Genomic DNA, 23,535 nt, shown 5'->3' on the forward strand with positions numbered 1-23,535 from the left:
AGTAACTCCTGTTTTTAAGGTAATCTCACTCGCCCTTCAGCGCTTCAAACTTCGCTTTCATAGTTGGATTTTTTCGGGTCAATTTTTTAACTGAAACATCTTCCAACTTGTTATTAGCGAGGCGGAGTTGGTTTTCGGATGTGGTTAGGAATTTCTTGACCTCTTCCATTCGTTTGATGGCCTTGTCGATTTCATCGATTGCTTTACCAAAGTTGGTCGAAGCAGAGTTGTAGTTTTTGGCAAAAGCTACTTTGAAGGCATCCAAGTCTTCTTCAAAATGTGTAATATCGATATTTTGCTCTCGAACCAAGGCCAATTCTTGTTTGTATTCTAGGGAATTAAGCGCTGCATTACGCAAGAGACCAATCAACTGGATAAAGAACTGGGGACGAACCACATACATCTTTTCATACTCATGACTGACATCCACAATCCCTGTGTTAAAGTAGTCGTTATCAGCTTCAAGCATACTTACTAAAACTGCATACTCACAGTTTTTTTCTCGTCTGTCCTTATCCAACTCTTTGTAGAAATCGGCATTCTTATGTTTACTTTTTGTGCCATCAGCTTCATTTTTCATTTCAAACATGATGGAAATGAATTCTAGACCATTTTCATCAAAATCACGGAAGATAAAGTCCCCCTTAGAACCACGTGCAGAGAGCTTGTTATCCTTCTCAAAATAGGCATTTGGAAAGGCGAAACTACGTACCTTGTTAAACTCACTCTCTGCATACTGTTCCAAACTTTCACCGATAGCTTTTGTGGATTGTTGGGCTTTGAAATTCTTGTAAAATTCGACTTGTTCACTAGCTGCCTTAAGCTGGGCTTCGTAATTTTGCTTAACAGAAGCCAAAGACAACTCATTTTCCTTTTCTTGCAAGAGGAGCTGGTTTTTGACCTGATCGCGTTCTTTTTCTAAGTCTGAAAGGGTCTTTTGCAGTTGATTTTCATGCTCCAAACGCAAGGTGGCCAATTGGCTTTCCAAGGCCTGTACTTCCTTGTCCTTTGCCAATAAAGCCTGATGACTTGTCTGTTCAACTTCTTTCTTGGCCAACTCTTTCTCTGTATCAAAGTTTTGGATTTGACTCTGCAGTTGCGCAATTTCTTGGTCTTTTTGAGCCAGTTTAGTCTGTTGCTCATTCATAGCCTTTTGCTCAGCCAAGGCCAGCTCCTGCTTCATTCGATCATGTAATTCCTTATCAAACTCAGCTGTTCTCACTTGGGATAAAAGTTCTGCATACTGGCTCTCATTTACTGTAAAGACTTCCCCACAATTTGGACATTTGATTTCGTTCATATCTTTCCTCTTTCTAGACTTCTCTAACCATTATATCATGCCTGAGGGAAAATCAAAAACAGTGAGTCGAAACCCACTGTTTATATCTTTTACTTTAAATTTTTTCCAAGGCCAAGCGCAAATCTTCAATCAAATCCTCTACATTTTCAAGACCGATTGACAAGCGGATTTGGTTTGGTGTGACACCTGCTGCTTCTAGATCTTTTTCTGACAACTGACCGTGAGTGGTTGTCGCTGGATGAACAACAAGCGATTTGGCATCTGCAACGTTCGCAAGGTCAGAGAAGATTTCCAAATTATCAATTACTTTACGAGCTTCTGCCTCTCCACCTTTGACATGGAAGGTAAAGATTGAACCAACACCTTTTGGCAAATATTTCTCAGCCAAGGCATGATATGGGCTGTCCGCTAGTTTTGGATAGTTGACTTTTTCTACCTTAGGATGGTTGACAAGGAAATCAACAATTTTCTCTGCATTTTGCACGTGACGTTCAACACGAAGAGAGAGAGTTTCAAGCCCTTGGAGCAAGAGAAAGGCATTAAATGGTGACAAGGCAGCACCTGTATCACGGAGCAATTGAACACGAACAGCGATAATAAAGGCTGCTGCACCCACATCACGAGTATAGCTCAAGTTGTGGTAACTTGGGTCTTCCTCAACAAATTGAGGGAATTTCCCTGAAGCTGCCCAGTCAAAACGACCGCTATCGACAATCACTCCTCCAATAGTCGTACCGTGCCCACCGATAAACTTAGTTGCTGAGTGAATGGAAATATCTACACCGTGAGAGAAGACGTTAATCAAATATGGTGTGGCAAAAGTGTTGTCTGAAATGAGAGGAATATTGTGCTTATGCGCAATCTCAGCCAATTTTTCTAAGTCAGGAATGTTAATCAAGGGATTCCCCAAGGTTTCAATCAAGACAAGTTTGGTATTGTCATTGATAGCTGCTTCTACTTCCTCCAAATTATCCACATCCACAAAGGTTGTTGTAATCCCATAACGAGGAAGGGTTTCTTTCAAGAGGTTGAAGGTCCCACCGTAAATAGTTGACGCAGCCACCACATGGTCACCTGCGTGAGCAAGCGCCAAAATAGTGTAGGTTACAGCAGCCATACCTGATGCTGTCGCTAGTGCTCCAACACCACCTTCAAGAGCAGCGATTCTTTCCTCAAAGGCTGCTGTTGTAGGGTTGGTAATACGAGTATAGATATTGCCTGGTTTTCTCAAGGCAAACAAATCGGCACCTTCTTGCGTGTCATCAAAAACGAAGGATGTTGTTTGATAAATCGGTACTGCACGAGACTTGGTCGCTGGATCAACTACTTGCCCAGCATGTAATTGTAGAGTTTCAAATTTAAAATCACGAGTCATATGACGACCTCCAAATAGCTTCATTAGGGATATTGTATCATCTTAGGCTAGCCTTTTCCAATACCGTTTTTCTATATTTTGATATAAGGAACAACTATGGCTAGTCTTACACATCAAACAAAAAAGCACGATATAACTCGTGCCCGTTTTTTAATCTACATAAGTATCTTCGTTTTTATTGAGGAAGGCGTATGGCAAGCCCATCAAGAGACCTCCTCCGATAAAGTTCCCGACAAAGGTTACACCCCAGTGACGAAGAATATTAGGTATGTCAAAGTTAGCAATTGAATCAGCAGCAACACTAAACTTAACAATCGCAAAAGAAGCAAAGTTCGCAGCAATGTGTTCGTTTGTTAAGAATACAAACATGTAAATTGCTGACAAAACAAGCCAAAGTTTAGCCCCACCGTCTTTCACCAAAACAAATGAAAGAATGGCAATGTTTACAAAGATATTGGCTAAAATACCTTCAAGTAAGACTAACTCATTGGAACGACCTAACTTCATCTCTACAACCCCTGAAATGAAGCTATCATGTGTTAGATTTGCATAGGCTGCTGAGTGGGCAAAGCCCCAACCTGCTATCAAAGCTCCGATAAGGTTGAACAAGGTACAGTAAAGTAAAATCTCAGCTGTTTTTCTCCAAGAGATTTTTTTCAAGAAACTACCAGCTGTCAAAAACATCATATTCGAAGTTACCAGCTCAGCATTCAAGAAAACAATGTAGGCCAATCCCCAAGCAAAAACAAATGGGAAGAGGAAACGTCCACTACCTGGAGCGATCTTATTAATCAAGTCAGCCCCAACCGCACCCGCAGCCGTACTAAATGTTAAAAAGGCACCTGCAAACATGGAACGAATCGCATACTTAAACTTACTTTGGCTATAAAGACTTTCTTTCTTCTTGCAAGCAAATTCAATCTTTGAAATAAATTCTGAAGAGACCATAAAAAACTCCTAAAACTTTTATTTGTGATAATTATAACATAATTCTTATTTTCTCGAAAGCGTTTTCTGTAAATTTCTAAAATATTTATCTTAAAAATCTATATCGTAAGGCTTACAAACCTTTTTCATAAGAACTATTTTGATTCTATTTATTCATATAAAAAACCAGTGAAATAGCACTTCACTGGTTCATTCTTAATATCGTTGTCTATACGGTTGATTAAAGGCCTTCAAAATATCCTCAGAAGTCTCAGAATAAGCTTTTGATTCTTTAAAGATACCTTTGACGATTATACGCTCGGTTTCATCATAATCAACACAAGTAACCAAAGTAATTTCCTGCACACCAATACGATCATCGATTTCGTCTACACGGTCTGGTGTAACACGTTTTACTTCTGTAATCTCATAAGTATAAACTTTATCCTTATCCGTCAGATAAATTTTCATACCCGCTTTGGCATTGACCAAAGGTGAGAAGAGCATTTGACTGGCATTTTCAGCAGTAAAGATATGGTGACTTGCTAGAGAATAGTTGCCTTCTCCCATTTTTTGATCTGGTTTCATGGTCCCTGCTCCGTAGAACAAGTTTACATTATCCAAACCTTTAAAAATCGGTAAGTTTATCTCCACTTCGGGAATAGCAATACCTCCAATAACGGGAAGTTTCTGAGCATCCCATTGTGAAGCCAATACAGCTTCGGATGAAATAGACTTAACAGAGTCAAAATCAAAATTCCCTTCGGTTTTTAGATTTTCATCTATATTTTCCTTAGTGACTTGATTGACTTGGTATTTATTGGTATTCCAGACCAAAAAGATATCGCGAATTTTTGAATTAAAAATTAAAGCTAGCGATAAAAGAATTAAGAAACCTGCTAAAATATTAATAAATAGATTTCTGCGCTTATTCTTCTTATTTTTCGTTTTTTTATGAGACATTATACTTCACCTTCTGTTTCAATTTCAGTCCCAACTTCTTCTTTTTCTGCCGCAGCAACCGTTGTAAAGGTCACAATCTTAGCATCCTGATCTAGACGCATCACCTTAACTCCCATAGTTGAGCGTCCAGTTTGTGAAATATTGGCAACGTTAGTACGGATCATGACACCTGTATCTGTGATAATCATCAGGTCTTCATCTCCTTTAACAGTAAGAAGACCTGCCAGAGGACCATTCTTCTCAGCAACATTGGCTGTCTTCATCCCTTTACCACCACGGCCTTTAGTAGGATATTCAGTAGCAAGTGTACGTTTACCATATCCTTTTTCAGTGATGATAAGAACTTCGTCTTGGTTTGTAATCACGCTAGCACCAACTACTGTGTCACCGTCACGAAGATTGACTCCTCGGACACCTGTCGCGATACGGCTCATGCCACGAACAGCTGATTGATTAAAGCGAACGGCATAACCAAACTTGGTACCAATGATAATATCCGTATCTTCTTCTGTCAGCAAGACATTAATCAGTTCATCTTCATCCTTGAGATTCAAAGCTTTCAGTCCATTTTGACGAATATTAGCGAACTCTTTAACACTGGTTCGTTTCACGATACCGTGACGGGTTGTGAAGAAGAGATAGGCGTCATCACTACGTTCAGACTCAACGTTGATAATGGTCTGAATACTCTCACCTTCGTCCAACTTCAATAGATTGACAACTGGCAATCCCTTAGCGGTACGACCATATTCAGGGATTTCATAACCTTTTAGTCGGTATACGCGTCCTTTATTAGTAAAGAAGAGCAAATGATCATGGGTGCTGGTTGAAACCAACTCACGCACAAAGTCATCATCCTTAACTCCCGTACCTTGAACTCCACGGCCACCACGTTTTTGAGCAGTGAACTCACCTTGGTCCAAACGTTTGATATAGCCCTTGTTAGATAGGGTAATCAAGACATCCGTTTCTTCAATCAAATCTTCATCTTCAAGAGTTAAGACTTCTCCGATCATCAACTCCGTACGACGCTTGTCACCAAACTTGCGTTTGACTTCGTCCAATTCCTCTTTGATGATTTGCGCCACGCGCTCAGGTTTGGCAAGAATATCAGCCAAATCTGCAATCAAGGCAATTAATTCATCATATTCAGACTGAATCTTATCACGTTCCAATCCTGTCAAACGACGAAGACGCATATCAAGGATAGCTTGACTTTGACGCTCTGAAAGCTTAAACTTGCTCATCAACTCAGCTTGTGCTTCGGCATCTGTTTCACTTGCACGGATAATACGAATCACTTCGTCGATATGGTCAAGTGCAATTAGAAGACCTTCTAAGATGTGCGCACGCGCTTCTGCTTTTTCCTTGTCAAAACGAGTACGGCGAACAACCACTTCTTTTTGGTGCTCGATATAAGCATCCAAAATTTGACGAAGGGACAAGATTTTTGGCACGCCATTTTCAATCGCCAACATGTTGAAACCAAAGTTGGTTTGCATCTGGGTCATCTTGAAGAGGTTGTTAAGGATAACGTTGGCAGATGCATCGCGTTTAACCTCGATTACAAAGCGAACGCCTTCACGGTTGGACTCATCACGTACGGCTGTAATGCCCTCAATTCGTTTTTCCTGAACCAAGCGAACAATATGCTCATGTACCTTGGTTTTATTAACCATATAAGGGAATTCCGTTACAACAATCCGCTCACGACCCGTCTTAGTGGTTTCAATCTCTGTACGAGAACGAAGGACAATGGAACCTTTACCAGTCTCATAAGCCTTATGGATACCTGATTTCCCCATGACAAGAGCACCAGTCGGAAAATCTGGACCAGGCAAGACTTCCATCAAGTCCTTAGTCGTCACTTCAGGATTATCCATAACCAACTTCACTGCATCAATGGTTTCACCCAAGTTGTGAGGTGGAATATTGGTTGCCATCCCAACAGCGATACCAGTTGCCCCATTGACCAAAAGGTTTGGAAAACGAGCTGGCAAAACCAAGGGTTCACGTTCGTTAGCATCGTAGTTATCTACGAAATCAACTGTGTTTTTATTGATGTCACGAAGCATTTCCAGAGCAATCTTGCTCATACGTGCCTCAGTGTACCGCTGCGCGGCAGCACCGTCCCCGTCCATAGAACCAAAGTTTCCATGCCCATCAACAAGCATGTAACGGTAGCTCCACCACTGAGCCATACGAACCATGGCTTCGTAAATAGAGGAATCTCCGTGTGGGTGGTATTTACCCATAACATCCCCTGTAATACGGGCTGATTTTTTATGAGGTTTGTCTGGTGTAACACCTAGTTCATTCATTCCGTATAGAATACGACGGTGAACAGGTTTTAAGCCATCTCGAACATCAGGAAGGGCCCGCGCAACGATAACGCTCATGGCGTAGTCGATAAAGCTGGTCTTCATCTCCTTTGTCAGATTGACATTCACTAAATTTCTATCCTGCATTCATAAATGCCTCATTTCACTATTAGTAATTAGATATATTATACCATAATTCGTCCTTCATTTCAGTCTTTGGAAATCACTAAAACGTTTACATCGATGACCGAATAGAATATTCGTGACAAAGCTTTTTAAAAGTGATAGAATGAAAGTGTCTGGGGATTCCCCTAAAAAAAAATGAAGGAGATGTTTAGATAATGACTTCAACTAAACAACACAAAAAAGTGATCCTTGTTGGTGACGGTGCCGTAGGTTCATCTTACGCTTTCGCACTTGTTAACCAAGGAATTGCACAAGAGCTTGGAATTATCGAAATTCCACAATTGCACGAAAAAGCTGTTGGTGATGCGCTTGACCTTAGCCACGCCCTTGCCTTCACTTCACCTAAAAAAATCTACGCTGCTCAATACTCTGACTGTGCAGACGCTGACCTTGTTGTTATCACTGCAGGTGCTCCTCAAAAACCGGGTGAAACTCGCCTTGACCTTGTAGGTAAAAACTTGGCTATCAACAAATCAATCGTAACACAAGTTGTTGAATCAGGTTTCGATGGTATCTTCCTTGTTGCAGCTAACCCAGTTGACGTTTTGACTTACTCAACTTGGAAATTCTCTGGATTCCCTAAAGAACGTGTTATCGGTTCAGGTACTTCACTTGACTCAGCACGTTTCCGTCAAGCACTTGCTGAAAAATTGGATGTTGATGCTCGTTCAGTTCACGCCTACATCATGGGTGAACACGGAGATTCTGAATTTGCGGTTTGGTCACACGCTAACATCGCTGGTGTAAACCTTGAAGAATTCCTTAAAGATACTCAAAACGTTCAAGAAGCTGAATTGATTGAATTGTTCGAAGGTGTTCGTGACGCTGCCTACACAATCATCAACAAAAAAGGAGCTACATACTATGGTATCGCTGTAGCGCTTGCTCGTATCACAAAAGCAATCCTTGATGACGAAAATGCAGTACTTCCACTTTCAGTCTTCCAAGAAGGTCAATACGGTGTTAAAAACGTCTTTATCGGTCAACCAGCTGTTGTTGGTGCACACGGTATTGTTCGTCCAGTTAACATCCCATTGAACGATGCTGAAACTCAAAAAATGCAAGCATCAGCTAAAGAATTGCAAGCTATCATTGATGAAGCATGGAAAAACCCTGAATTCCAAGCAGCTTCTAAAAACTAATGAAAAGAAGGTTCTCATCCATGGGAACCTTTTTCTTTTTTCTTTTTGCCCCAAAAATACCCCAAAGCAACAAAAAAAACCTATCGACCAAGCAATGAAGCTTGATACAATAGATTTTTTGAAAATTCATTATTTAACAGCGTCTTTAAGAGCTTTACCAGCTTTGAATGCTGGAACTTTAGAAGCTGCGATTTTGATTTCTTTACCAGTTTGTGGGTTGCGACCTTTACGTGCAGCACGCTCACGAACTTCAAAGTTACCGAAACCGATCAATTGAACTTTTTCACCAGCTGCAAGGTATTCAGTTACTGCTGCAAATACAGCGTCAACTGCTGCTGCTGAATCTTTCTTAGTCAATTCTGTAGCTTCTGCTACTTTAGCGATCAAATCTTGTTTGTTTGCCATGTTAACAAATCCTCCAAATAATTTCTAATTAACAAATATAATCATATCCTAAAATCGGTTATAGGTCAAGTCAAAAACACTATTTTGACCATTTTTTCTCTATTTTTTTAGGAATTGTAGTGAATTAGAATCGCCCAAGCATTCTCTCCAGTATGAGTTTGAATAATAGAGCCAGTTTCCAATACAGAGATTGGCTTCTCAACATAAGGTTGCAATAATGCCTTCATCTCATTCGCCCATTCGTTCGTTCCAGCATAGGAAATTCCAATTTCTGCAACTGATTTTTTGGAAAGAGTCTCGGTTAATTCCTCAAGCCACTTTTTGAAAGTTTTCGCTCCACGTCCTTTGGCGATTGGTTGGAGTTCGTGGTTTTTCATCTGCATTACTACACGAATATTCAAGAGTGAGCTTAGTAATCCTGTCACACGTCCAATACGACCACCCTTAACTAAGTTTTCTAGCGTCGAAACACCAATATAGAGTTCTGTATGATTTTTAACGTCCTCTACATGAGCTAAGATCGTTTCTAAGTCTTTACCTTCTTTAGCAAGTTTTGCGGCTTCAACAACTTGGAACTTCATCGCTTGATCTGTAAAGGAACTATCAATAACCGTTACATCAGCAGTTGAGAGACTTGCCCCTTGGCGAGCAGCTTCAACAGTTCCAGACAAGGCATGGGACATGTGAATCGCGATAATTTGACTGCCGTCTTTACTTAGTTCTTCAAAGACCTCAGCAAACACTCCCACAGGGGGCTGGCTTGTTTTAGGCAGATTCTTACTTTGTTGCATAAGATGAAGGAATTCTCCCTCTTTCAAATCTGCATCCGAATAAAGCACACTATCAATCATAACTGATAGAGGGACAACTGTGATATTTAATTCTTTAACTACTTCTGGTTCGATAGTAACAGAAGAGTCCGTTACAATTTTTACTTGTGTCATAATTCAATCTTTCTATTCTTCTCGATAGGATTGGGATTTTCTCCTTTATTATATCAAAAAAATGATAAAAAATCATAAGTGATCCGATGAAAAGAACTGAATTTTTGGTATAATCTATCTATAGAAAAGTGAGGAACAGCCATGATTCGAAAACTTCAACCGATTATCACCATTATTCTTGGAGCTGCTATCTATGCCTTCGGTCTTACCTACTTTGTTGTTCCTTATCATTTATTTGAGGGAGGGGCGACAGGTATTACCTTGATTACCTACTACCTTTTTAAGATTCCTGTCTCATTGATGAACCTCTTGATTAATATCCCTTTATTTATCCTGGCTTGGAAAATATTTGGACCTAAGACCCTCTACTCCAGCCTTCTTGGATCTATTTCACTTTCCGTTTGGCTAGCAATTTTTGAGCGTATTCCTTTGCACATCGACTTGCAAGGTGATCTCATCATTGTTGCTTTAGTCTCAGGAGTCTTACTGGGGGTTGGTTTAGGGATTATCTTTAATGCTGGTGGAACCACTGGTGGCTCTGATATCGTTGCCCGTATCCTCAACAAATACACCAATATTTCGATTGGTAAATTGCTCTTTGGGATTGACTTTTTTATCCTAATGTTGATTTTGATTATCTTCCAGGATCTTCGTCTAGTTACCTATACCCTCTTGTTTGACTTTATCATCGCTCGTGTTATCGACTTGATAGGCGAAGGAGGTTATGCTGGTAAAGGATTTATGATTATTACCCAATATCCTGATCAATTGGCCAAAGAGATTAACGATGAACTCGGACGTGGCGTTACCTTTATATCTGGTCAAGGATACTACAGCAAAAAGGATCTAAAAATTATCTACTGTATCGTCGGTCGAAACGAAATCGTTAAAATGAAAGATATGATTCACAAAATTGATCCTCAAGCCTTTATCACCATCACTGAGGCTCATGAAATTCTGGGTGAAGGATTTACTTATGTGAAAGATTAAAAAAGCTGGGAATTCCCAGCTTTTATTCTGCTTCTGCGAGGGTTGAATGGCGGAACCCATAAGCAAAGTAAATGACTAGACCAACTAGAAGAGCAATGCCAAAGGCAATCCAGGTATCTAGACTATATTGAAGCATAAAGGAAACACAGATAAGAATGGAAAGAATTGGCAAGAGTGGCACCAAGGGAGTTTTAAACTCTCCCTCTTTTGGCATGCCCTTATCCTTTCTGAGTTTTATTATTCCATAGGCTAGCAAAATGAGATAAGCTAAGGTACAGATATTTAAGAAGGCTGCAATACTGGCTAGAGGAAAGACTCCTGCAGCAATGGCTGCAGCAACTCCTGTCAAGAGGGTTGCATTTTTGGGAACGCGACTGGTCTTGCTTAATTGTTTGAAACTTTGAGGTAAAAGTCCATCACGCGCTAAACTATAAATCATCCGAGACAAAGCATAAGTCATGGAGATACATACGGTTATCAGGGTTAGAATGGCTACAAGCGAAACATAATTTGCGGCCCAGCCGATACCAATACTCCGTAATGAAAATGCTACTGCATCGTCCACATTGAGCTTACTATAGTGAACAATCCCTGTCAATACTAAGGTTACCAAGGCATAGAGAATGGTGACGATTGTCAGAGAAAGCACGATTCCACGAGGAATATTTTTTTGCGGACTTTGAATTTCATCAACTGCCATGGAAATTGACTCAAATCCGAGAAATCCAAAGAACATCAAAGATGCACCCGCCATAATCCCAGTACTTCCACCATATAGTTGGCCAAAACCAAATGGAGCAAAATTCGTCCAATTTTCAGGCTTGATGTACCAAATACCAACTAGGATAAATAAGGCGAGAGCTGAAAATTTCAAGACCACTAAAAGCGAATTAAATCTCAAAGCTGCCTTGGAATTTAATAAAACCAATCCCGTTACCAAGGTCAGTACTAAAATAGGCAGAAGATCGATATAGGTACCTTGTTCAGGGTTAAAGGTTCCATTCAAGGCTTGGGGCATGGAGATACCATAATTACTGAGTAATCCCTTAAAGTAAGCAGCCCAGCCAGACGCCACACCTGAAACAGCCGTCATGAATTCCATAATGGTCAACCAGCCAGCAATCCAGGCTGGCAATTCTCCTAAAATCGCATAGAGGTAACTATAAGCACCACCAGTAGCAGGCACACGAGAGGCAAATTCTGCGAAAAAGAGGGCTGATAGAGAAACACACAGAGCAGAAATCACAATGGAAATCACTAATGAGGGACCAGCTAAGGTAGCCGCTGCTGTTCCTGTAATGGTGAAAATCCCTGTCCCCACCATGGCACCAATCCCTAGAAGAATCAAATCCCACAATTTCAAATGGCGATGCATCTCTGTCTGTCTCAGACTAACATCCTTGGTTCTAAAAATATTCATACTTCATCTCCACTAAATGTAATTGTTTTATTTTACCATATAAAAACAGTTTTGTGAATATTTATTAGGTTCTTTTTTGAAAAAAATTCTGAACAGAAAGGATTTCTGTTCAGAATTTGCATTTTTACCCACTGATTCTTTCAATTAGTTACCTATCAAGCGAGTAGGTTCAACAGTATACTCCATTGAAAGTTTTTTGGGGATTTGGGATTTTTTAAACTTCAAAATAAGGGAAGGGACGGTCACTATCTAAAGGACGATTGGGAACTTCTTGTTCCAAAATAGCGCGCCAACCAGATACCAATTCTTCAAAAGTCAGTTGTGCTTCTGGAGAAGCTGTTGTCAGCTTCCGACCAAACCAAGCCATGGTTGCAGTTTCAAACTGAAGCATAGCGTACTGGATTACTGGTACATTTGCCTCTTCATAATTTTCATTTACTGCACGCGCTACTTCTGCCGCTTGCGGAAGGAGTTGATTGCTGATTTTATCGACAACAGTCGCATCCATCTCTCTCCATGAAAGAAGTTGACCATTTACCTGATAAAAGAGCTCAAAGGTTTCTTGATTTTCCTTGAAATTAGCAAGAACAAAAGCACGTTCTACTGCCTCAGGACCACCAGCAGCTTTTACAGCGTTTATCAAAAGGTTTTGTTCCATTTGTCTCCAATAATCATCTGCTTCTTCTACTAAATCAATTGTGAAAGGTGGAACAATTTCCTCAGCAGGAATTTCACCTTTATTCGCTTTTTCAACATTACCAAATAATTTTTTTAAGAATCCCATTTGCTTCTCCTTTTGAGTTTTATCCGACAGATCCTTCCATTTCATAGCTAATCAAGCGGTTCAGCTCAACTGCATATTCCATTGGAAGTTCTTTTGTGAAGGGTTCGACAAACCCCATAACGATCATCTCTGTTGCCTCAGATTCTGACAAACCACGGCTCATGAGGTAGTATAGTTGTTCTTCTGAAATCTTAGAAACCTTAGCTTCGTGCTCCAAAGCAACTTGCGAGTTGTGGATTTCATTAAATGGAATAGTATCTGATGCTGATAAGTCATCCATGATAATGGTATCACACTCGATGTGAGAAACAGATTTCTTAGAGTTCTTGTTAAAGGTTACTTGTCCACGGTAGTCGACCTTTCCTCCGCCTTTAGCGATGGATTTAGACACGATAGACGAGCTTGTATGTGGGGCGTTGTGGATCATCTTGGCACCAGTATCCTGATGTTGCCCTGCGTTAGCAAAGGCGATTGAAAGCATGGTACCACGTGCTCCTTCTCCATCTAGGTAAACAGATGGGTATTTCATAGTTGTTTTGGCACCTAAGTTTCCATCGATCCACTCAACAGTTGCATCTTTCAAAGCTTTGGCACGTTTTGTTACCAAGTTATAGACATTATCAGACCAGTTTTGGATGGTTGTATAACGCATATAAGCTCCGTCCAAAGCGAAAATTTCTACAATGGCAGCGTGCAAGCTGTTACTTGAATAAGTTGGCGCTGTACAGCCTTCTACGTAGTGGACACTCGCTCCTTCATCAACGATAATCAAGGTACGTTCGAACTGACCTGTATTTTCGTTATTGATACGGAAGTAGGTTTGAAGTGGAATATCTACTTTGACACCTTTTGGCACGTAGATAAAGGTTCCACCAGACCATACTGCTGAGTTGAGGGCAGCCAATTTGTTATCTGTTGGCGGTACCAACTTAGCGAAGTATTGTTTAAACAAGTCTGGGTATTCCTTGAGGGCAGAATCCGTATCTGTAAAGATAATCCCCAATTTCTGGAACTCTTCCTTCATGTTATGGTAAACCACTTCTGACTCATACTGGGCAGAAGCTCCTGCTAGATAAGCACGCTCAGCTTCTGGAATTCCGATACGTTCAAAGGTTTCTTTGATTTTCTCAGGAACTTCGTCCCATGAACGGGCTGGTTTGTCAGATGGTTTTTGGTAGTAGATCAAGTCATCAAAGTCAATCTCTGACAAGTCTGCTCCCCAGGTTTGCATAGGCATTTTTTTGAAGGTTTCATAAGACTTCAAACGGAATTCTAACATCCACTCAGGTTCACCCTTAGCAGCTGATAATTCGCGAATGACTTCTTCGTTCAATCCTTTTCCTGTCGATAGGACAGGCTCTACATCGTCATGGAAACCAAATTTATATTCACCAAGGTCAATTGGTTTTGGTTCTACTCTTTCTTCAGCCATAATATCCTTTCTTTCATTATATATTTCTATGTTTCTTATTTTTCTTCTTGATCTTCAATTGTTTTCTTAAGGGCATTCCAAGCTAGAGTTGCACACTTGATTCGTTGAGGGAATTTGGCAACACCTGATAAGAAAGCCGCGTCTCCAAGTTGGTCTTGACGCTCATCTTTTTGCCCTTGAACCATTTCAGAAAAAATAGTTGCAAGTTCTAAAATTTCTTGTTTGGTCTTGCCTAAAACTGCATCTGTCATCATACTAGCAGAAGCAGTTGAAATCGTGCATCCTGAATTTAGAAAAGCGATATCTTCTAAACGATCCTCTGCGTCAAACTTAACAGAGAGATTAATAACATCGCCACAGGTTGGATTGTTGAGGCTGATTTGCTCAGCGTCTTCTAACTTCCCTTGGTGATGTGGATTTTTCGAATGGTCTGCCACCACTGCCATATAAAGGCTATCTAGTTTAGAAAGTGCCATTGAAAAACTCCTTTGTCTTTTGTAGGGCATCGACTAGCTTGTCACAATCTGCCTTGGTATTGTAGATATAAAAACTTGCACGAGCTGTTGCTGGAACTTCCAAATATTGGAGCAAAGGTTGAGCACAATGATGACCTGCACGAACTGCTACCCCTTCATAATCCAGTGCTGTAGCTAGGTCATGGGGATGAAGATCGCCTAGGTTAAATGCAATCACACCTGAACGTTTAGCCAAGTCCTGCGAACCATAAATAGTCAATCCCTCAATTGCCTGCAATTTTGGAAAGACATATGCAATCAATTCCTGTTCATGAGCTTCAACGGCATCCATACCAATCTTTTCTAGATAATCCACTGCTGCAGCAAGTCCGATAGCACCTGCCATATTTGGCGTTCCAGCCTCAAATTTCCAAGGCAACTCCTTCCAACTAGCAGATTGCTCATAGACGAAATCAATCATCTCGCCACCAAACTCAACTGGTGACATTTGTTCCAGATACTTTTCTTTACCGTAAAGAACACCAATACCAGTTGGTCCAGCCATCTTGTGACCTGAAAAAGCAAAGAAGTCCACATCCAAGTCCTGGACATCAATCTTCATATGGGGCGTAGACTGAGCGCCATCCACCACCATGATAGCTCCAACTTGGTGGGCCAATTGCGTGATTTCTTTGATAGGATTGACTACACCAAGAACATTTGAGGCGTGAGCTAGGGAGACAAACTTGACTTTATCAGTCAATTTAGCTCGCAAGTCATCCATATCCAGAGCTCCATCCTTGAGATAAACATAGACAAGCTCTGCCCCAGTCTTGCGACAGACCTCCTGCCAAGGAATGATATTGGAATGGTGTTCCATGACAGAAATCAAGACCTGGTCTCCCTCAGTCAGGATTCCCTCAGCGAAGCGTGCCACCCAGTTAAGGCTGGTTGTCGTTCCTCTGGTAAAGAGAACTTCCTTTGTAGAGCCTGCATGGATAAACTTACGAATGGTTTCACGAGCAGCTTCATAAGAAGCTGTTGCTCGCTCAGCCAAGGTATGAACACCACGGTGAACATTGGCATTGTCCTGCTTATAGTAGCGGTTGATTGTTTCCAGAACTGCTAGTGGTTTTTGTGTCGTCGCAGCATTGTCCAGATAGACCAGAGGTTCATCGTTGACAATCTGGTCTAAAATTGGAAAATCCTTACGAATCGCTTCTACATCTAACATAGGCTTCCCCTTAGCGTTTTGACAATTTTTCTTCGATGGTTGCAATCATTTCTTCACGAACTTCTTTGACTGGAATCTCAACAATTACGGAGCCAAGGAAACCACGAACAACTAAACGTTCTGCAGTTGCCTTGTCCAATCCACGACTCATGAGGTAGTACATGTCTTCTGGATCAACTTGACCAATAGAGGCCGCGTGACCTGCAGTAACATCATTTTCATCAATCAAAAGAATTGGGTTGGCATCTGAACGTGCTTGGTCTGAAAGCATGAGAACACGACTCTCTTGTTGCGCATCGGCTCCCTTAGCCCCCTTAATGATGTGTCCGATACCGTTGAAGGTCAAGGTTGCTTTTTCAAGGATGACCCCATGTTGGAGGATATTTCCGATTGAGTTGCAACCATAGTTAGTCACACGAGTGTCAATCCCTTGAACCTGACGACCACTTGAAAGAGCTACGACTTTAAGGTCAGCATGGCTACCATTTCCAATCAAGTCGCTATCAAAGTCCGCAACGACATTTCCTTCGTTCATGACACCGATTGCCCAGTCAATGCTGGCATCACTGCCTAGTTTACCACGACGGCTAATGTAGGCAGTGACATTTTCACCCAGACGATCAATGGCAGCAAACTTCACTTGCGCACCAGAACGAGCAATCACTTCAACTGTGATATTGGCAGTTGCTTTTGCACTACCTCCACCTCTTGACTCTAGACGTTCAAGATAGCTTATTTTAGAGTTTTTACCCGCAATGATAAGGATATGCTTGTTAAATGGCACATCGCTATCGCTGTCTTGGTAGAAAATACCTTCAATTGGTTCTGTAATCTCAACATTATCAGGAATGTAGAGAACAGCACCACTGTTAAAGTAAGCTGTATGGTAAGCTGCCAACTTGTCGTCATCATACTTAACTGATGACATGAAGAATTCCTCAATAAGCTCTGGAATTTCTTCTAAAGCTGAGTGGAAGTCTGTAAAGATTACTCCTTGTTCAGCCAATTCAACTGGAATTTGTTCAAAAACAGTCTGCGTTCCTACTTGAACCAACTTCAAGTGATTATCTAGAGCTGTGAAGTCAGGAACATTTGCTGAAGGATCACTTTCCGTGATGGTTCCATCTCCCAGATTCCAACGGTGAAATTTCACACGCTCGATAACTGGTAACTCTAAACTCTCAATCTTATCAAAAGCTTTTTGACGGAGGTCAGCCAACCAGCTTGGTTCAGCGTGCATTTCTGAAAAAAGTTTAATATTCTCTTTAGTCATTTACTTCTCCTAAAAGATACGAGGGAATTACAATTCTTCCTTGTAGTCGTAGCCAAGTTCTTCAGCTAGTTTTGCGTATCCTTCACGTTCCAAACGGGCAGCCAATTCTGGACCACCAGAAAGAACCACACGACCTTCCATCATCACGTGTACCACGTCTGGTGTGATGTAGTTCAAAAGACGTTGGTAGTGTGTGATGATCATAGCACCAAAACCTTCGCCACGCATAGCATTGACACCTTTCGATACAACTTTAAGAGCGTCAATATCAAGACCTGAGTCAATCTCATCAAGAAGGGCAAAAGTTGGTTCCAACATCAAGAGTTGAAGAATTTCATTACGTTTTTTCTCACCACCAGAGAAACCTTCGTTGAGGTAACGCTCTGCCATCTCTTCTTTCATGTTGAGCAATTCCATTTTCTCGTCTAGTTTAGTGATGAACTCACGAACTGAAATCTTCTCATCATCTTCTTTACCAGCATTCATGGCTGCACGAAGAAACTCTGCATTGGTGATTCCAGGAATTTCTGATGGGTATTGCATAGCAAGGAAAAGTCCCATACGCGCACGCTCATCCACTTCCAATTCAAGGATGTTTACACCATCAAACAAGACCTCCCCTTTGGTAACTTCATAGTTAGGGTTCCCCATGATAGCTGCAGAAAGAGTCGATTTACCAGTACCATTTGGTCCCATGATAGCAGCGATTTCTCCTGTTTTCAGAGTCAGATTGACCCCTTTCAAAATTTCTTTTCCTTCAATCTCAACGTGAAGATCTTTGATCTCTAATACTGACATGATAGTTCCTTTCTTTTTCTGGCCTACTTCCTTTATCCTTAGAGAAATCACTTACATTTCTCAAAAAATACAAGAAAAGGTCCATAAATATACTCTACTAGTATAACAAAAAAAGCCTAAAAGGCTTTGATTTTGTTTAGAAGCTAGTGACTAATCCTTGCGGTTTAGGTGCTGATCAATGGCATCTACTATTTTCCCCATTACATAACTTAACCTAAAATTTCGAAAAAGTAGAATGGCCCAAAAGGCTGCCATGAAATAGCGACCAGTCATCCAAGCTTCATTGAAAAAATAAGTCTCAGCAGCAGTAAATAGTGCTATCACGATAAATTGTTGTCTAGTCATAGGATTATTGTACCATGAAATCCACTTTTAGTCTTCTTCGACCATGACTTTATCAGCCAAAAATTCGAATCCTTCTGGAATTAGACTTTCTTCTTCTACCTCTTGATCTGCTTGAGAAGACTTGTTTTTAGCTGAAAATGCTGCACGAACCTCTTTCCATTCCTCTAGGGAAATTGCCAGGATTTCAGGTGAAAATCCAGCCGCCTGACTGAGGATGTTGCCAAACATGGTATTGAGGTTATCCCGTTTCATGGTTTGCCCAGCATTGAAATTAGACTCAAAGGCTAAAATAGCATGGTGTTCGTTTGCCGCAACTGGTTGAGAACCTACGAGAAGAGCCTTATCAGGACCAGCTAAGCTTTCGATCACTTCTCCCCATGCATTCTGGAGGCGAATCAAGTTTTGCCGTGCCAATTCAGGATTTTCAACAGCTTCTTGTAGGATAGCCTGAACCTTATTACGGTCTACTCGATAGACAGTCTTAGAAGTGGCTGGACGGCTAGGGACTGGCGCCACTTGTTTAGGAGCAGTTCCAACATTGGCAAGTTCTTGTTTGAGACGAGCGACTTCCTGTCTTAGTGTAGAAATTTCACTCTCGACAGCTTCTGAAAGCACTGGTTCAGGCTTAGTCTCAGCTAAACGAATGGTCATCATCTCAGCATAAATCTTAGGTTGCAGGCTAGCTTTCATATCCGCCAAGCTCACAGTCGCTATGCGAATCATTTCAAAGAGACTTTCCTGAGAAAGAGCTAGATTGTCCATAAAAACTGGACTATGATGAGTATTTTCGCCACCTGTCTGAACAACTAGTAAATCACGCAAATACTGCAAGAGATCCGTCACAAAACGAGTCATGCTCTTGCCATTTTCAAACAAAAGATTCAAAGAATCAAGCGCTTTTGAAACATCCTGCTGAGACAAGGCGGCTACATAGTCATCTAGTGCTGATAGACTAATGGTACCCGTAATCTCCTCAGAGATAGCAGTCGTGAGCTCATTTCCCTGTGTCAAACTCAAGGCTTGGTCCAGAATAGACAAGGCATCCCGCATTCCACCTTCAGCTCGTCTGGCAATAATTTCTACAGCATCTGGTTCAGAACTGATATGTTCTTTTTCTAAAATATGATGAATATGTGCCGTGATATCTTGAGTTCGAATCGACTTAAACTCAAAACGTTGGACACGCGATAAAATAGTTGCTGGAATCTTGTGCAATTCGGTGGTCGCCAAGATAAAGACAACGTTTTGAGTTGGTTCTTCTAGCGTCTTTAAAAGCGCATTAAAAGCCCCTGTAGACAACATATGAACCTCGTCTATGATATAGACCTTATAACGTGCCAAACTAGGAGCATAGGTAGATTTATCCCGAATTTCTCGGATTTCATCAACTCCGTTATTCGAAGCCGCATCCATTTCGATAACATCTTCTAAGCTACCTTCTGTCACTGCTTGGCAGATATAGCAGTTATTACATGGTTCTCCGTCCACTTGGTTCGGACAGTTCATAGCCTTGGCAAAAATCTTGGCTACACTGGTCTTCCCAGTTCCACGAGGTCCTGAGAAAAGATAAGCATGACTAATCTTTTCCTGCTCGACCGCTTGTTTTAGGGTTTTAGCCACAACCTCTTGGCCTACCAGTTGTGAAAAAGTCTGGCTTCTATATTTTCGATAAAGTGCTTGATACATTAGGCTTTCTCCTCAAACATCGTAAAGTCCCATTCTGTCTTCTCAAGCAAAATAGCGACAAATTGTTCCAAGTAATCACGGTCAACGGCATTGTAATCATCAATAAGTGAAGAATCTAGGTCTAAGACACCCAGCAATCGACCATTCTTGAGCATGGGAACCACGATTTCACTCTTTGCCATACTATCACAAGAAATGTAGTTTGGATAGGTGCTCACATCGCCAACCAAAACAGTCTCTTGAAACTCAGCAGCTTCTCCACACACGCCTTTCCCAAGCGGAATGCGAATACAAGAAACACCACCCTGAAAAGGCCCTAAAACCAACTCGCTACCATCAAACAGATAAAACCCTGCAAATACAGTATTCGGAAAGCGAGATTTTAGGAGGGCACTAGCATTTGAAAGATTGGCAAGAACATTGCTCTCACCTTCAAGTAAATAAGAGAGTTCCTCATTTAACAATTGATATTGTGATTGTTTTTCTGAATCTAACATAGAACTATTATATCAAAAATGGGAAAGAGACAAAAGAAAAATCCCTTGTTTTAAACAAAGGATTTTGTGATTATCAATTTGATTAAAGTTCGATATCACCGAACAAGTCAGCCATTGAGAATCCTGTTTGTGTTTCTGGAAGTTCGAAATCACGTTTTTCTTGACGTTTTGGACGACGTGGACGAGCAGCGCGTTTTTCTTCTTTTTGTCCTTCTTCTTGAGCTGGACGTTCTTCAAGAGCTTTGATAGAAAGTGATACACGTTCTGCGTCAGCGTTAACATCAAGGACTTTAACAGTAACTTCTTGACCAACAGTAAGAGCTTCTTTTGGATTTTCGATACGTTTGTGTGAAATTTGTGATACGTGAACAAGTCCATCGATACCTGGCAACACTTCAACAAATGCACCGAAGTCAGTCAAACGTTTAACTGTTCCTTCTACTACATCACCTTTAGCCAATTTTTGCTCAACGCCATCCCATGGTCCAGGTGTTGTTGCTTTAAGTGAAAGTGATACGCGTCCTTCTTCTTCGTTAAGATCAAGGATCTTCACTTCGATTTCTTCACCAACAGTTACAACTGATTTAGGTGATACGTTACGTTCGTGTGACAATTCAGTCAAGTGAACCAATCCGTCAACTCCACCAAGGTCGATGAAAGCACCAAAGCTAGTGATACGAGCAACTTTACCAGTTACGACATCACCAACAGCCAATTTACCGAATACTTCAGCACGAGCTGCTGCAGTAGCTGCTTCAACAACTTCACGACGTGAAAGGATGAAGCGGTTTTCTTTAGGATCAACTTCTTTGATTTTAGCATCAAATTCTTGACCTACGAAACGCTCAGTGTTACGTACGAAACGAGTATCCAACATTGAAGCTGGGATGAATCCACGAACACCTTCAAATTCTACTGAAAGTCCACCTTTAACGGCACGAGTTCCTTTAACAGTAACAACTTCTTCTTCGCGTCCTACAAGTTTGTCCCATGCTTTGCGAGCTTCAAGGCGTTTTTTAGATACAAGGTATGTAACTGTATCAGTATCTTTACCAACTACTTGACGAAGTACAAGAACATCCAATACTTCTCCTACTTTCACAAAGTCATTGATATCTGCATCGCGATCGTTTGTCAATTCGCGAAGAGTCAAGACACCTTCAACACCAGTCCCAGAGATTGCAACGTTAGCTTGAGTCGCATCAACTGTCAATACTTCAGCACTAACAACATCACCAGGCTCAACTTGGCTAACGCTATTTAGCAAATCTTCAAATTCGTTCATCTAAAAAATCCTCCAACAATCAAGTTTTTCCAAACTTGACATACTTATAATTTTTTTCCTAAGCACCCGCAAAGACATGTTCATATCGTTCACGTCTTTCAATTATAAAAATAAAATACCCTAAGATATTTTTCTTTTTATCTTGAATTTATTACCTAAGAACTGGGGTAGCTGGATTCGAACCAACGCATGAGGGAGTCAAAGTCCCTTGCCTTACCGCTTGGCTATACCCCATTGATGAATGGAGAGAGAGGGATTCGAACCCCCGAACCCGAAGGAGCGGATTTACAGTCCGCCGCGTTTAGCCTCTTCGCTATCTCTCCAATGTTTAACGAGAACTATTATATCATGAAATTTTCAATAAAACAAGTATTATTTTGTCAAATTATAGTTTTCAATCAAAATTTCCACAGCTTTTTCAAGTTTTTTATAAAAATTATCGACATTTCCATTCTTTATGATGGCAAATTGGCTATCTAATTCGGCAATTTCCCCAATAACCTTTTTCCCGATCGTCAAAACGTATCCTTCATAGCTGTCTTTTCCAACAGTCACTTTTGCATCGGTTAATTGGATTTCAATTTTCTTATCTTTTTTACTCATACTCTACCTCTTTTCACTTTTTCTATTGTACAAGAAAATGCTCAAACTAGCAAGAAAAAACTCCATTTCAGCCATTACAACTGCTACGGAGTTCTTCTTTACTTCATGTCTTTTAGTCCACTTTGACAATCCATCCTTCAGGCGCTTCTACATCACCAAATTGGATACCGGTCAATTCATCGTAGAGTTTACGTGTAACAGGACCTACTTCTGTTTCACTATAGAAAACATGGAAATCATCGCCATGTTGGATACCTCCAATTGGCGAAATAACCGCTGCTGTTCCACAAGCACCTGCCTCTACAAAACGATCCAAATTATCAATTGGAACATCACCTTCAATCGGTGTCAAGCCCAAGCGGTGTTCTGCCAAGTAAAGCAAAGAGTACTTGGTAATGGATGGCAAGATGGATGGACTCAATGGCGTAACAAATTCATTGTCTGCCGTGATTCCAAAGAAGTTGGCTGATCCGACTTCTTCAATTTTTGTATGTGTAGATGGGTCTAGGTAGATAACATCTGAAAATTGACGTGACTTGGCCATTTTACCTGGGAGGAGACTAGCAGCATAGTTTCCACCTACCTTGGCCGAACCTGTACCATTCGGAGCTGCACGGTCGTATTCATCCTGAATCAAGAAGTTAGTTGGGACTAAACCACCTTTAAAATAGTTACCAACTGGCATAGCAAAGATGGTGAAAATATACTCTTCTGCAGGTTTAACCCCAATAATATCCCCAACACCAATCAACAGCGGACGAAGATAAAGGGTTCCACCTGTTCCATATGGTGGGACGTATTCTTCATTTGCACGCACAACTGCTTTACAAGCTTCTACAAACATTTCTGTTGGAACTTGTGGCATCAAAAGACGGTCACAAGTACGTTGCAAACGCTTAGCATTTTCGTCAGGACGGAACAATTGAACACTGCCGTCCTTGGTACGATAGGCTTTCAATCCCTCAAATGCTTGCTGTCCATAGTGGAGACTTGGAGAAGACTCTGAAATATGCAAGGTTGCATCCTCTGTCAATTCTCCTTGATCCCATTGACCATTTTTGTAGTGAGCGATATAACGGTAAGGTAATTTCATATAAGCAAATCCAAGGTTTTCCCAATCAATTGCAACTGTCATGTGTTTCTCCTTTATACTATTCAAACTATGTGTTC

22 protein-coding genes and 2 tRNA genes are annotated in these 23,535 nt (G+C 41.0%); 2 read left to right on the forward strand and 22 right to left on the reverse strand.

Annotated features, from left to right (window positions below; translation table 11 throughout):
- Window positions 1-25: 25 nt before the first annotated feature.
- The 5 genes from HMPREF2853_RS06875 to gyrA all read right to left on the reverse strand — a co-directional run bounded on the left by HMPREF2853_RS06875 (window position 26) and on the right by gyrA (window position 7,033).
- Window positions 26-1,300, reverse strand: coding sequence for a DUF2130 domain-containing protein (locus tag HMPREF2853_RS06875; protein WP_001002618.1), 1,275 nt, complete (start codon window positions 1,298-1,300; stop codon window positions 26-28).
- A 94-nt stretch (window positions 1,301-1,394) separates the two neighbouring features.
- On the reverse strand, window positions 1,395-2,675 hold the full coding sequence (locus tag HMPREF2853_RS06880; RefSeq protein ID WP_000196316.1) for an O-acetylhomoserine aminocarboxypropyltransferase/cysteine synthase family protein: 1,281 nt from the start codon (window positions 2,673-2,675) through the stop codon (window positions 1,395-1,397).
- A 150-nt stretch (window positions 2,676-2,825) separates the two neighbouring features.
- Window positions 2,826-3,623 carry a formate/nitrite transporter family protein gene (locus HMPREF2853_RS06885; RefSeq protein ID WP_000254787.1) on the reverse strand — a complete coding sequence of 266 codons (798 nt, stop codon included), beginning with the start codon at window positions 3,621-3,623 and terminating at the stop codon, window positions 2,826-2,828.
- Between the two features lie 195 nt (window positions 3,624-3,818).
- Complete coding sequence (locus HMPREF2853_RS06890; protein WP_000018505.1) at window positions 3,819-4,565, reverse strand: class A sortase; 747 nt, start codon at window positions 4,563-4,565, stop codon at window positions 3,819-3,821.
- Window positions 4,565-7,033, reverse strand: coding sequence for a DNA gyrase subunit A (gene gyrA, locus HMPREF2853_RS06895; RefSeq protein WP_001154044.1), 2,469 nt, complete (start codon window positions 7,031-7,033; stop codon window positions 4,565-4,567). Before gyrA ends, HMPREF2853_RS06890 begins: the two co-directional genes overlap by 1 nt.
- 194 nt (window positions 7,034-7,227) lie before the next feature.
- On the opposite strand from gyrA, the gene HMPREF2853_RS06900 reads away from it, so the two are divergent.
- On the forward strand, window positions 7,228-8,214 hold the full coding sequence (locus HMPREF2853_RS06900) for an L-lactate dehydrogenase (RefSeq protein WP_000204722.1): 987 nt from the start codon (window positions 7,228-7,230) through the stop codon (window positions 8,212-8,214).
- Window positions 8,215-8,343: 129 nt separating this feature from the next.
- Here the strand turns inward: HMPREF2853_RS06900 and HMPREF2853_RS06905 are convergent, their stop codons facing one another.
- A complete protein-coding gene (locus HMPREF2853_RS06905) occupies window positions 8,344-8,619 on the reverse strand; it encodes an HU family DNA-binding protein (protein ID WP_001284636.1) in 276 nt (91 codons plus the stop codon).
- A gap of 107 nt (window positions 8,620-8,726) precedes the next feature.
- Complete coding sequence (locus tag HMPREF2853_RS06910) at window positions 8,727-9,563, reverse strand: DegV family protein (RefSeq protein WP_000195461.1); 837 nt, start codon at window positions 9,561-9,563, stop codon at window positions 8,727-8,729.
- 141 nt (window positions 9,564-9,704) lie between these two features.
- Here HMPREF2853_RS06910 and HMPREF2853_RS06915 point away from each other — a divergent pair, with 141 nt between their 5' ends.
- The gene (locus HMPREF2853_RS06915) at window positions 9,705-10,553 is read left to right on the forward strand and encodes a YitT family protein (protein WP_000619787.1); all 849 of its coding nucleotides are present in this window, start codon (window positions 9,705-9,707) and stop codon (window positions 10,551-10,553) included.
- A 22-nt stretch (window positions 10,554-10,575) separates the two neighbouring features.
- Here HMPREF2853_RS06915 and HMPREF2853_RS06920 read toward each other — a convergent pair whose 3' ends face one another.
- The 15 genes from HMPREF2853_RS06920 to HMPREF2853_RS06990 all read right to left on the reverse strand — a co-directional run bounded on the left by HMPREF2853_RS06920 (window position 10,576) and on the right by HMPREF2853_RS06990 (window position 23,515).
- Complete coding sequence (locus tag HMPREF2853_RS06920) at window positions 10,576-11,973, reverse strand: APC family permease (RefSeq protein WP_001020296.1); 1,398 nt, start codon at window positions 11,971-11,973, stop codon at window positions 10,576-10,578.
- A gap of 214 nt (window positions 11,974-12,187) precedes the next feature.
- Window positions 12,188-12,757, reverse strand: coding sequence for a hypothetical protein (locus HMPREF2853_RS06925; protein WP_070535413.1), 570 nt, complete (start codon window positions 12,755-12,757; stop codon window positions 12,188-12,190).
- A gap of 19 nt (window positions 12,758-12,776) precedes the next feature.
- Window positions 12,777-14,189, reverse strand: coding sequence for a Fe-S cluster assembly protein SufB (sufB, locus tag HMPREF2853_RS06930; RefSeq protein ID WP_000797057.1), 1,413 nt, complete (start codon window positions 14,187-14,189; stop codon window positions 12,777-12,779).
- 35 nt (window positions 14,190-14,224) lie between these two features.
- Entirely contained in the window at window positions 14,225-14,665 is a 441-nt protein-coding gene (sufU, locus tag HMPREF2853_RS06935) for a Fe-S cluster assembly sulfur transfer protein SufU (RefSeq protein WP_049500368.1), read from the reverse strand.
- A complete protein-coding gene (locus HMPREF2853_RS06940) occupies window positions 14,652-15,878 on the reverse strand; it encodes a cysteine desulfurase (RefSeq protein WP_070535415.1) in 1,227 nt (408 codons plus the stop codon). The genes sufU and HMPREF2853_RS06940 overlap by 14 nt, the downstream gene beginning before the upstream one ends.
- Before the next feature lie 10 nt (window positions 15,879-15,888).
- Window positions 15,889-17,151, reverse strand: a complete 1,263-nt coding sequence (sufD, locus tag HMPREF2853_RS06945) for a Fe-S cluster assembly protein SufD (RefSeq protein ID WP_070535416.1) — start codon at window positions 17,149-17,151, stop codon at window positions 15,889-15,891.
- Between the two features lie 27 nt (window positions 17,152-17,178).
- A complete protein-coding gene (gene sufC, locus HMPREF2853_RS06950; RefSeq protein ID WP_000114489.1) occupies window positions 17,179-17,949 on the reverse strand; it encodes a Fe-S cluster assembly ATPase SufC in 771 nt (256 codons plus the stop codon).
- Window positions 17,950-18,099: 150 nt separating this feature from the next.
- Window positions 18,100-18,294: a DUF3272 family protein gene (locus tag HMPREF2853_RS06955; protein WP_000198269.1), complete on the reverse strand. Its 195-nt coding sequence runs from the start codon at window positions 18,292-18,294 to the stop codon at window positions 18,100-18,102.
- 27 nt (window positions 18,295-18,321) lie between these two features.
- Window positions 18,322-19,980, reverse strand: a complete 1,659-nt coding sequence (dnaX, locus tag HMPREF2853_RS06960; RefSeq protein ID WP_070535418.1) for a DNA polymerase III subunit gamma/tau — start codon at window positions 19,978-19,980, stop codon at window positions 18,322-18,324.
- Window positions 19,980-20,477, reverse strand: coding sequence for a GAF domain-containing protein (locus tag HMPREF2853_RS06965; protein ID WP_000887143.1), 498 nt, complete (start codon window positions 20,475-20,477; stop codon window positions 19,980-19,982). The genes dnaX and HMPREF2853_RS06965 overlap by 1 nt, the downstream gene beginning before the upstream one ends.
- Before the next feature lie 82 nt (window positions 20,478-20,559).
- Complete coding sequence (gene rpsA, locus HMPREF2853_RS06970; RefSeq protein ID WP_001001617.1) at window positions 20,560-21,762, reverse strand: 30S ribosomal protein S1; 1,203 nt, start codon at window positions 21,760-21,762, stop codon at window positions 20,560-20,562.
- A 162-nt stretch (window positions 21,763-21,924) separates the two neighbouring features.
- Window positions 21,925-21,996: transfer RNA gene (locus HMPREF2853_RS06975), tRNA-Gln, on the reverse strand.
- 8 nt (window positions 21,997-22,004) lie between these two features.
- A tRNA-Tyr gene (locus tag HMPREF2853_RS06980) sits at window positions 22,005-22,085 on the reverse strand.
- Between the two features lie 49 nt (window positions 22,086-22,134).
- Complete coding sequence (locus tag HMPREF2853_RS06985) at window positions 22,135-22,365, reverse strand: DUF2969 domain-containing protein (RefSeq protein WP_000037106.1); 231 nt, start codon at window positions 22,363-22,365, stop codon at window positions 22,135-22,137.
- A 112-nt stretch (window positions 22,366-22,477) separates the two neighbouring features.
- A complete protein-coding gene (locus HMPREF2853_RS06990) occupies window positions 22,478-23,515 on the reverse strand; it encodes a branched-chain amino acid aminotransferase (RefSeq protein WP_315940684.1) in 1,038 nt (345 codons plus the stop codon).
- Window positions 23,516-23,535: the final 20 nt, after the last annotated feature.

This window comes from Streptococcus sp. HMSC077F03 (genome assembly GCF_001812375.1).
GTDB classification, from domain to species: Bacteria; Bacillota; Bacilli; order Lactobacillales; family Streptococcaceae; genus Streptococcus; species Streptococcus oralis_S.

Coding starts and splice junctions, on each gene's coding strand:
- HMPREF2853_RS06875 (WP_001002618.1), bottom strand. CDS start 1,300: ATGAACGAAATCAAATGTCCAAATTGTGGGGAAGTCTTTACAGTAAAT.
- HMPREF2853_RS06880 (WP_000196316.1), bottom strand. CDS start 2,675: ATGACTCGTGATTTTAAATTTGAAACTCTACAATTACATGCTGGGCAA.
- HMPREF2853_RS06885 (WP_000254787.1), bottom strand. CDS start 3,623: ATGGTCTCTTCAGAATTTATTTCAAAGATTGAATTTGCTTGCAAGAAG.
- HMPREF2853_RS06890 (WP_000018505.1), bottom strand. CDS start 4,565: ATGTCTCATAAAAAAACGAAAAATAAGAAGAATAAGCGCAGAAATCTA.
- gyrA (WP_001154044.1), bottom strand. CDS start 7,033: ATGCAGGATAGAAATTTAGTGAATGTCAATCTGACAAAGGAGATGAAG.
- HMPREF2853_RS06900 (WP_000204722.1), top strand. CDS start 7,228: ATGACTTCAACTAAACAACACAAAAAAGTGATCCTTGTTGGTGACGGT.
- HMPREF2853_RS06905 (WP_001284636.1), bottom strand. CDS start 8,619: ATGGCAAACAAACAAGATTTGATCGCTAAAGTAGCAGAAGCTACAGAA.
- HMPREF2853_RS06910 (WP_000195461.1), bottom strand. CDS start 9,563: ATGACACAAGTAAAAATTGTAACGGACTCTTCTGTTACTATCGAACCA.
- HMPREF2853_RS06915 (WP_000619787.1), top strand. CDS start 9,705: ATGATTCGAAAACTTCAACCGATTATCACCATTATTCTTGGAGCTGCT.
- HMPREF2853_RS06920 (WP_001020296.1), bottom strand. CDS start 11,973: ATGAATATTTTTAGAACCAAGGATGTTAGTCTGAGACAGACAGAGATG.
- HMPREF2853_RS06925 (WP_070535413.1), bottom strand. CDS start 12,757: ATGGGATTCTTAAAAAAATTATTTGGTAATGTTGAAAAAGCGAATAAA.
- sufB (WP_000797057.1), bottom strand. CDS start 14,189: ATGGCTGAAGAAAGAGTAGAACCAAAACCAATTGACCTTGGTGAATAT.
- sufU (WP_049500368.1), bottom strand. CDS start 14,665: ATGGCACTTTCTAAACTAGATAGCCTTTATATGGCAGTGGTGGCAGAC.
- HMPREF2853_RS06940 (WP_070535415.1), bottom strand. CDS start 15,878: ATGTTAGATGTAGAAGCGATTCGTAAGGATTTTCCAATTTTAGACCAG.
- sufD (WP_070535416.1), bottom strand. CDS start 17,151: ATGACTAAAGAGAATATTAAACTTTTTTCAGAAATGCACGCTGAACCA.
- sufC (WP_000114489.1), bottom strand. CDS start 17,949: ATGTCAGTATTAGAGATCAAAGATCTTCACGTTGAGATTGAAGGAAAA.
- HMPREF2853_RS06955 (WP_000198269.1), bottom strand. CDS start 18,294: ATGACTAGACAACAATTTATCGTGATAGCACTATTTACTGCTGCTGAG.
- dnaX (WP_070535418.1), bottom strand. CDS start 19,980: ATGTATCAAGCACTTTATCGAAAATATAGAAGCCAGACTTTTTCACAA.
- HMPREF2853_RS06965 (WP_000887143.1), bottom strand. CDS start 20,477: ATGTTAGATTCAGAAAAACAATCACAATATCAATTGTTAAATGAGGAA.
- rpsA (WP_001001617.1), bottom strand. CDS start 21,762: ATGAACGAATTTGAAGATTTGCTAAATAGCGTTAGCCAAGTTGAGCCT.
- HMPREF2853_RS06985 (WP_000037106.1), bottom strand. CDS start 22,365: ATGAGTAAAAAAGATAAGAAAATTGAAATCCAATTAACCGATGCAAAA.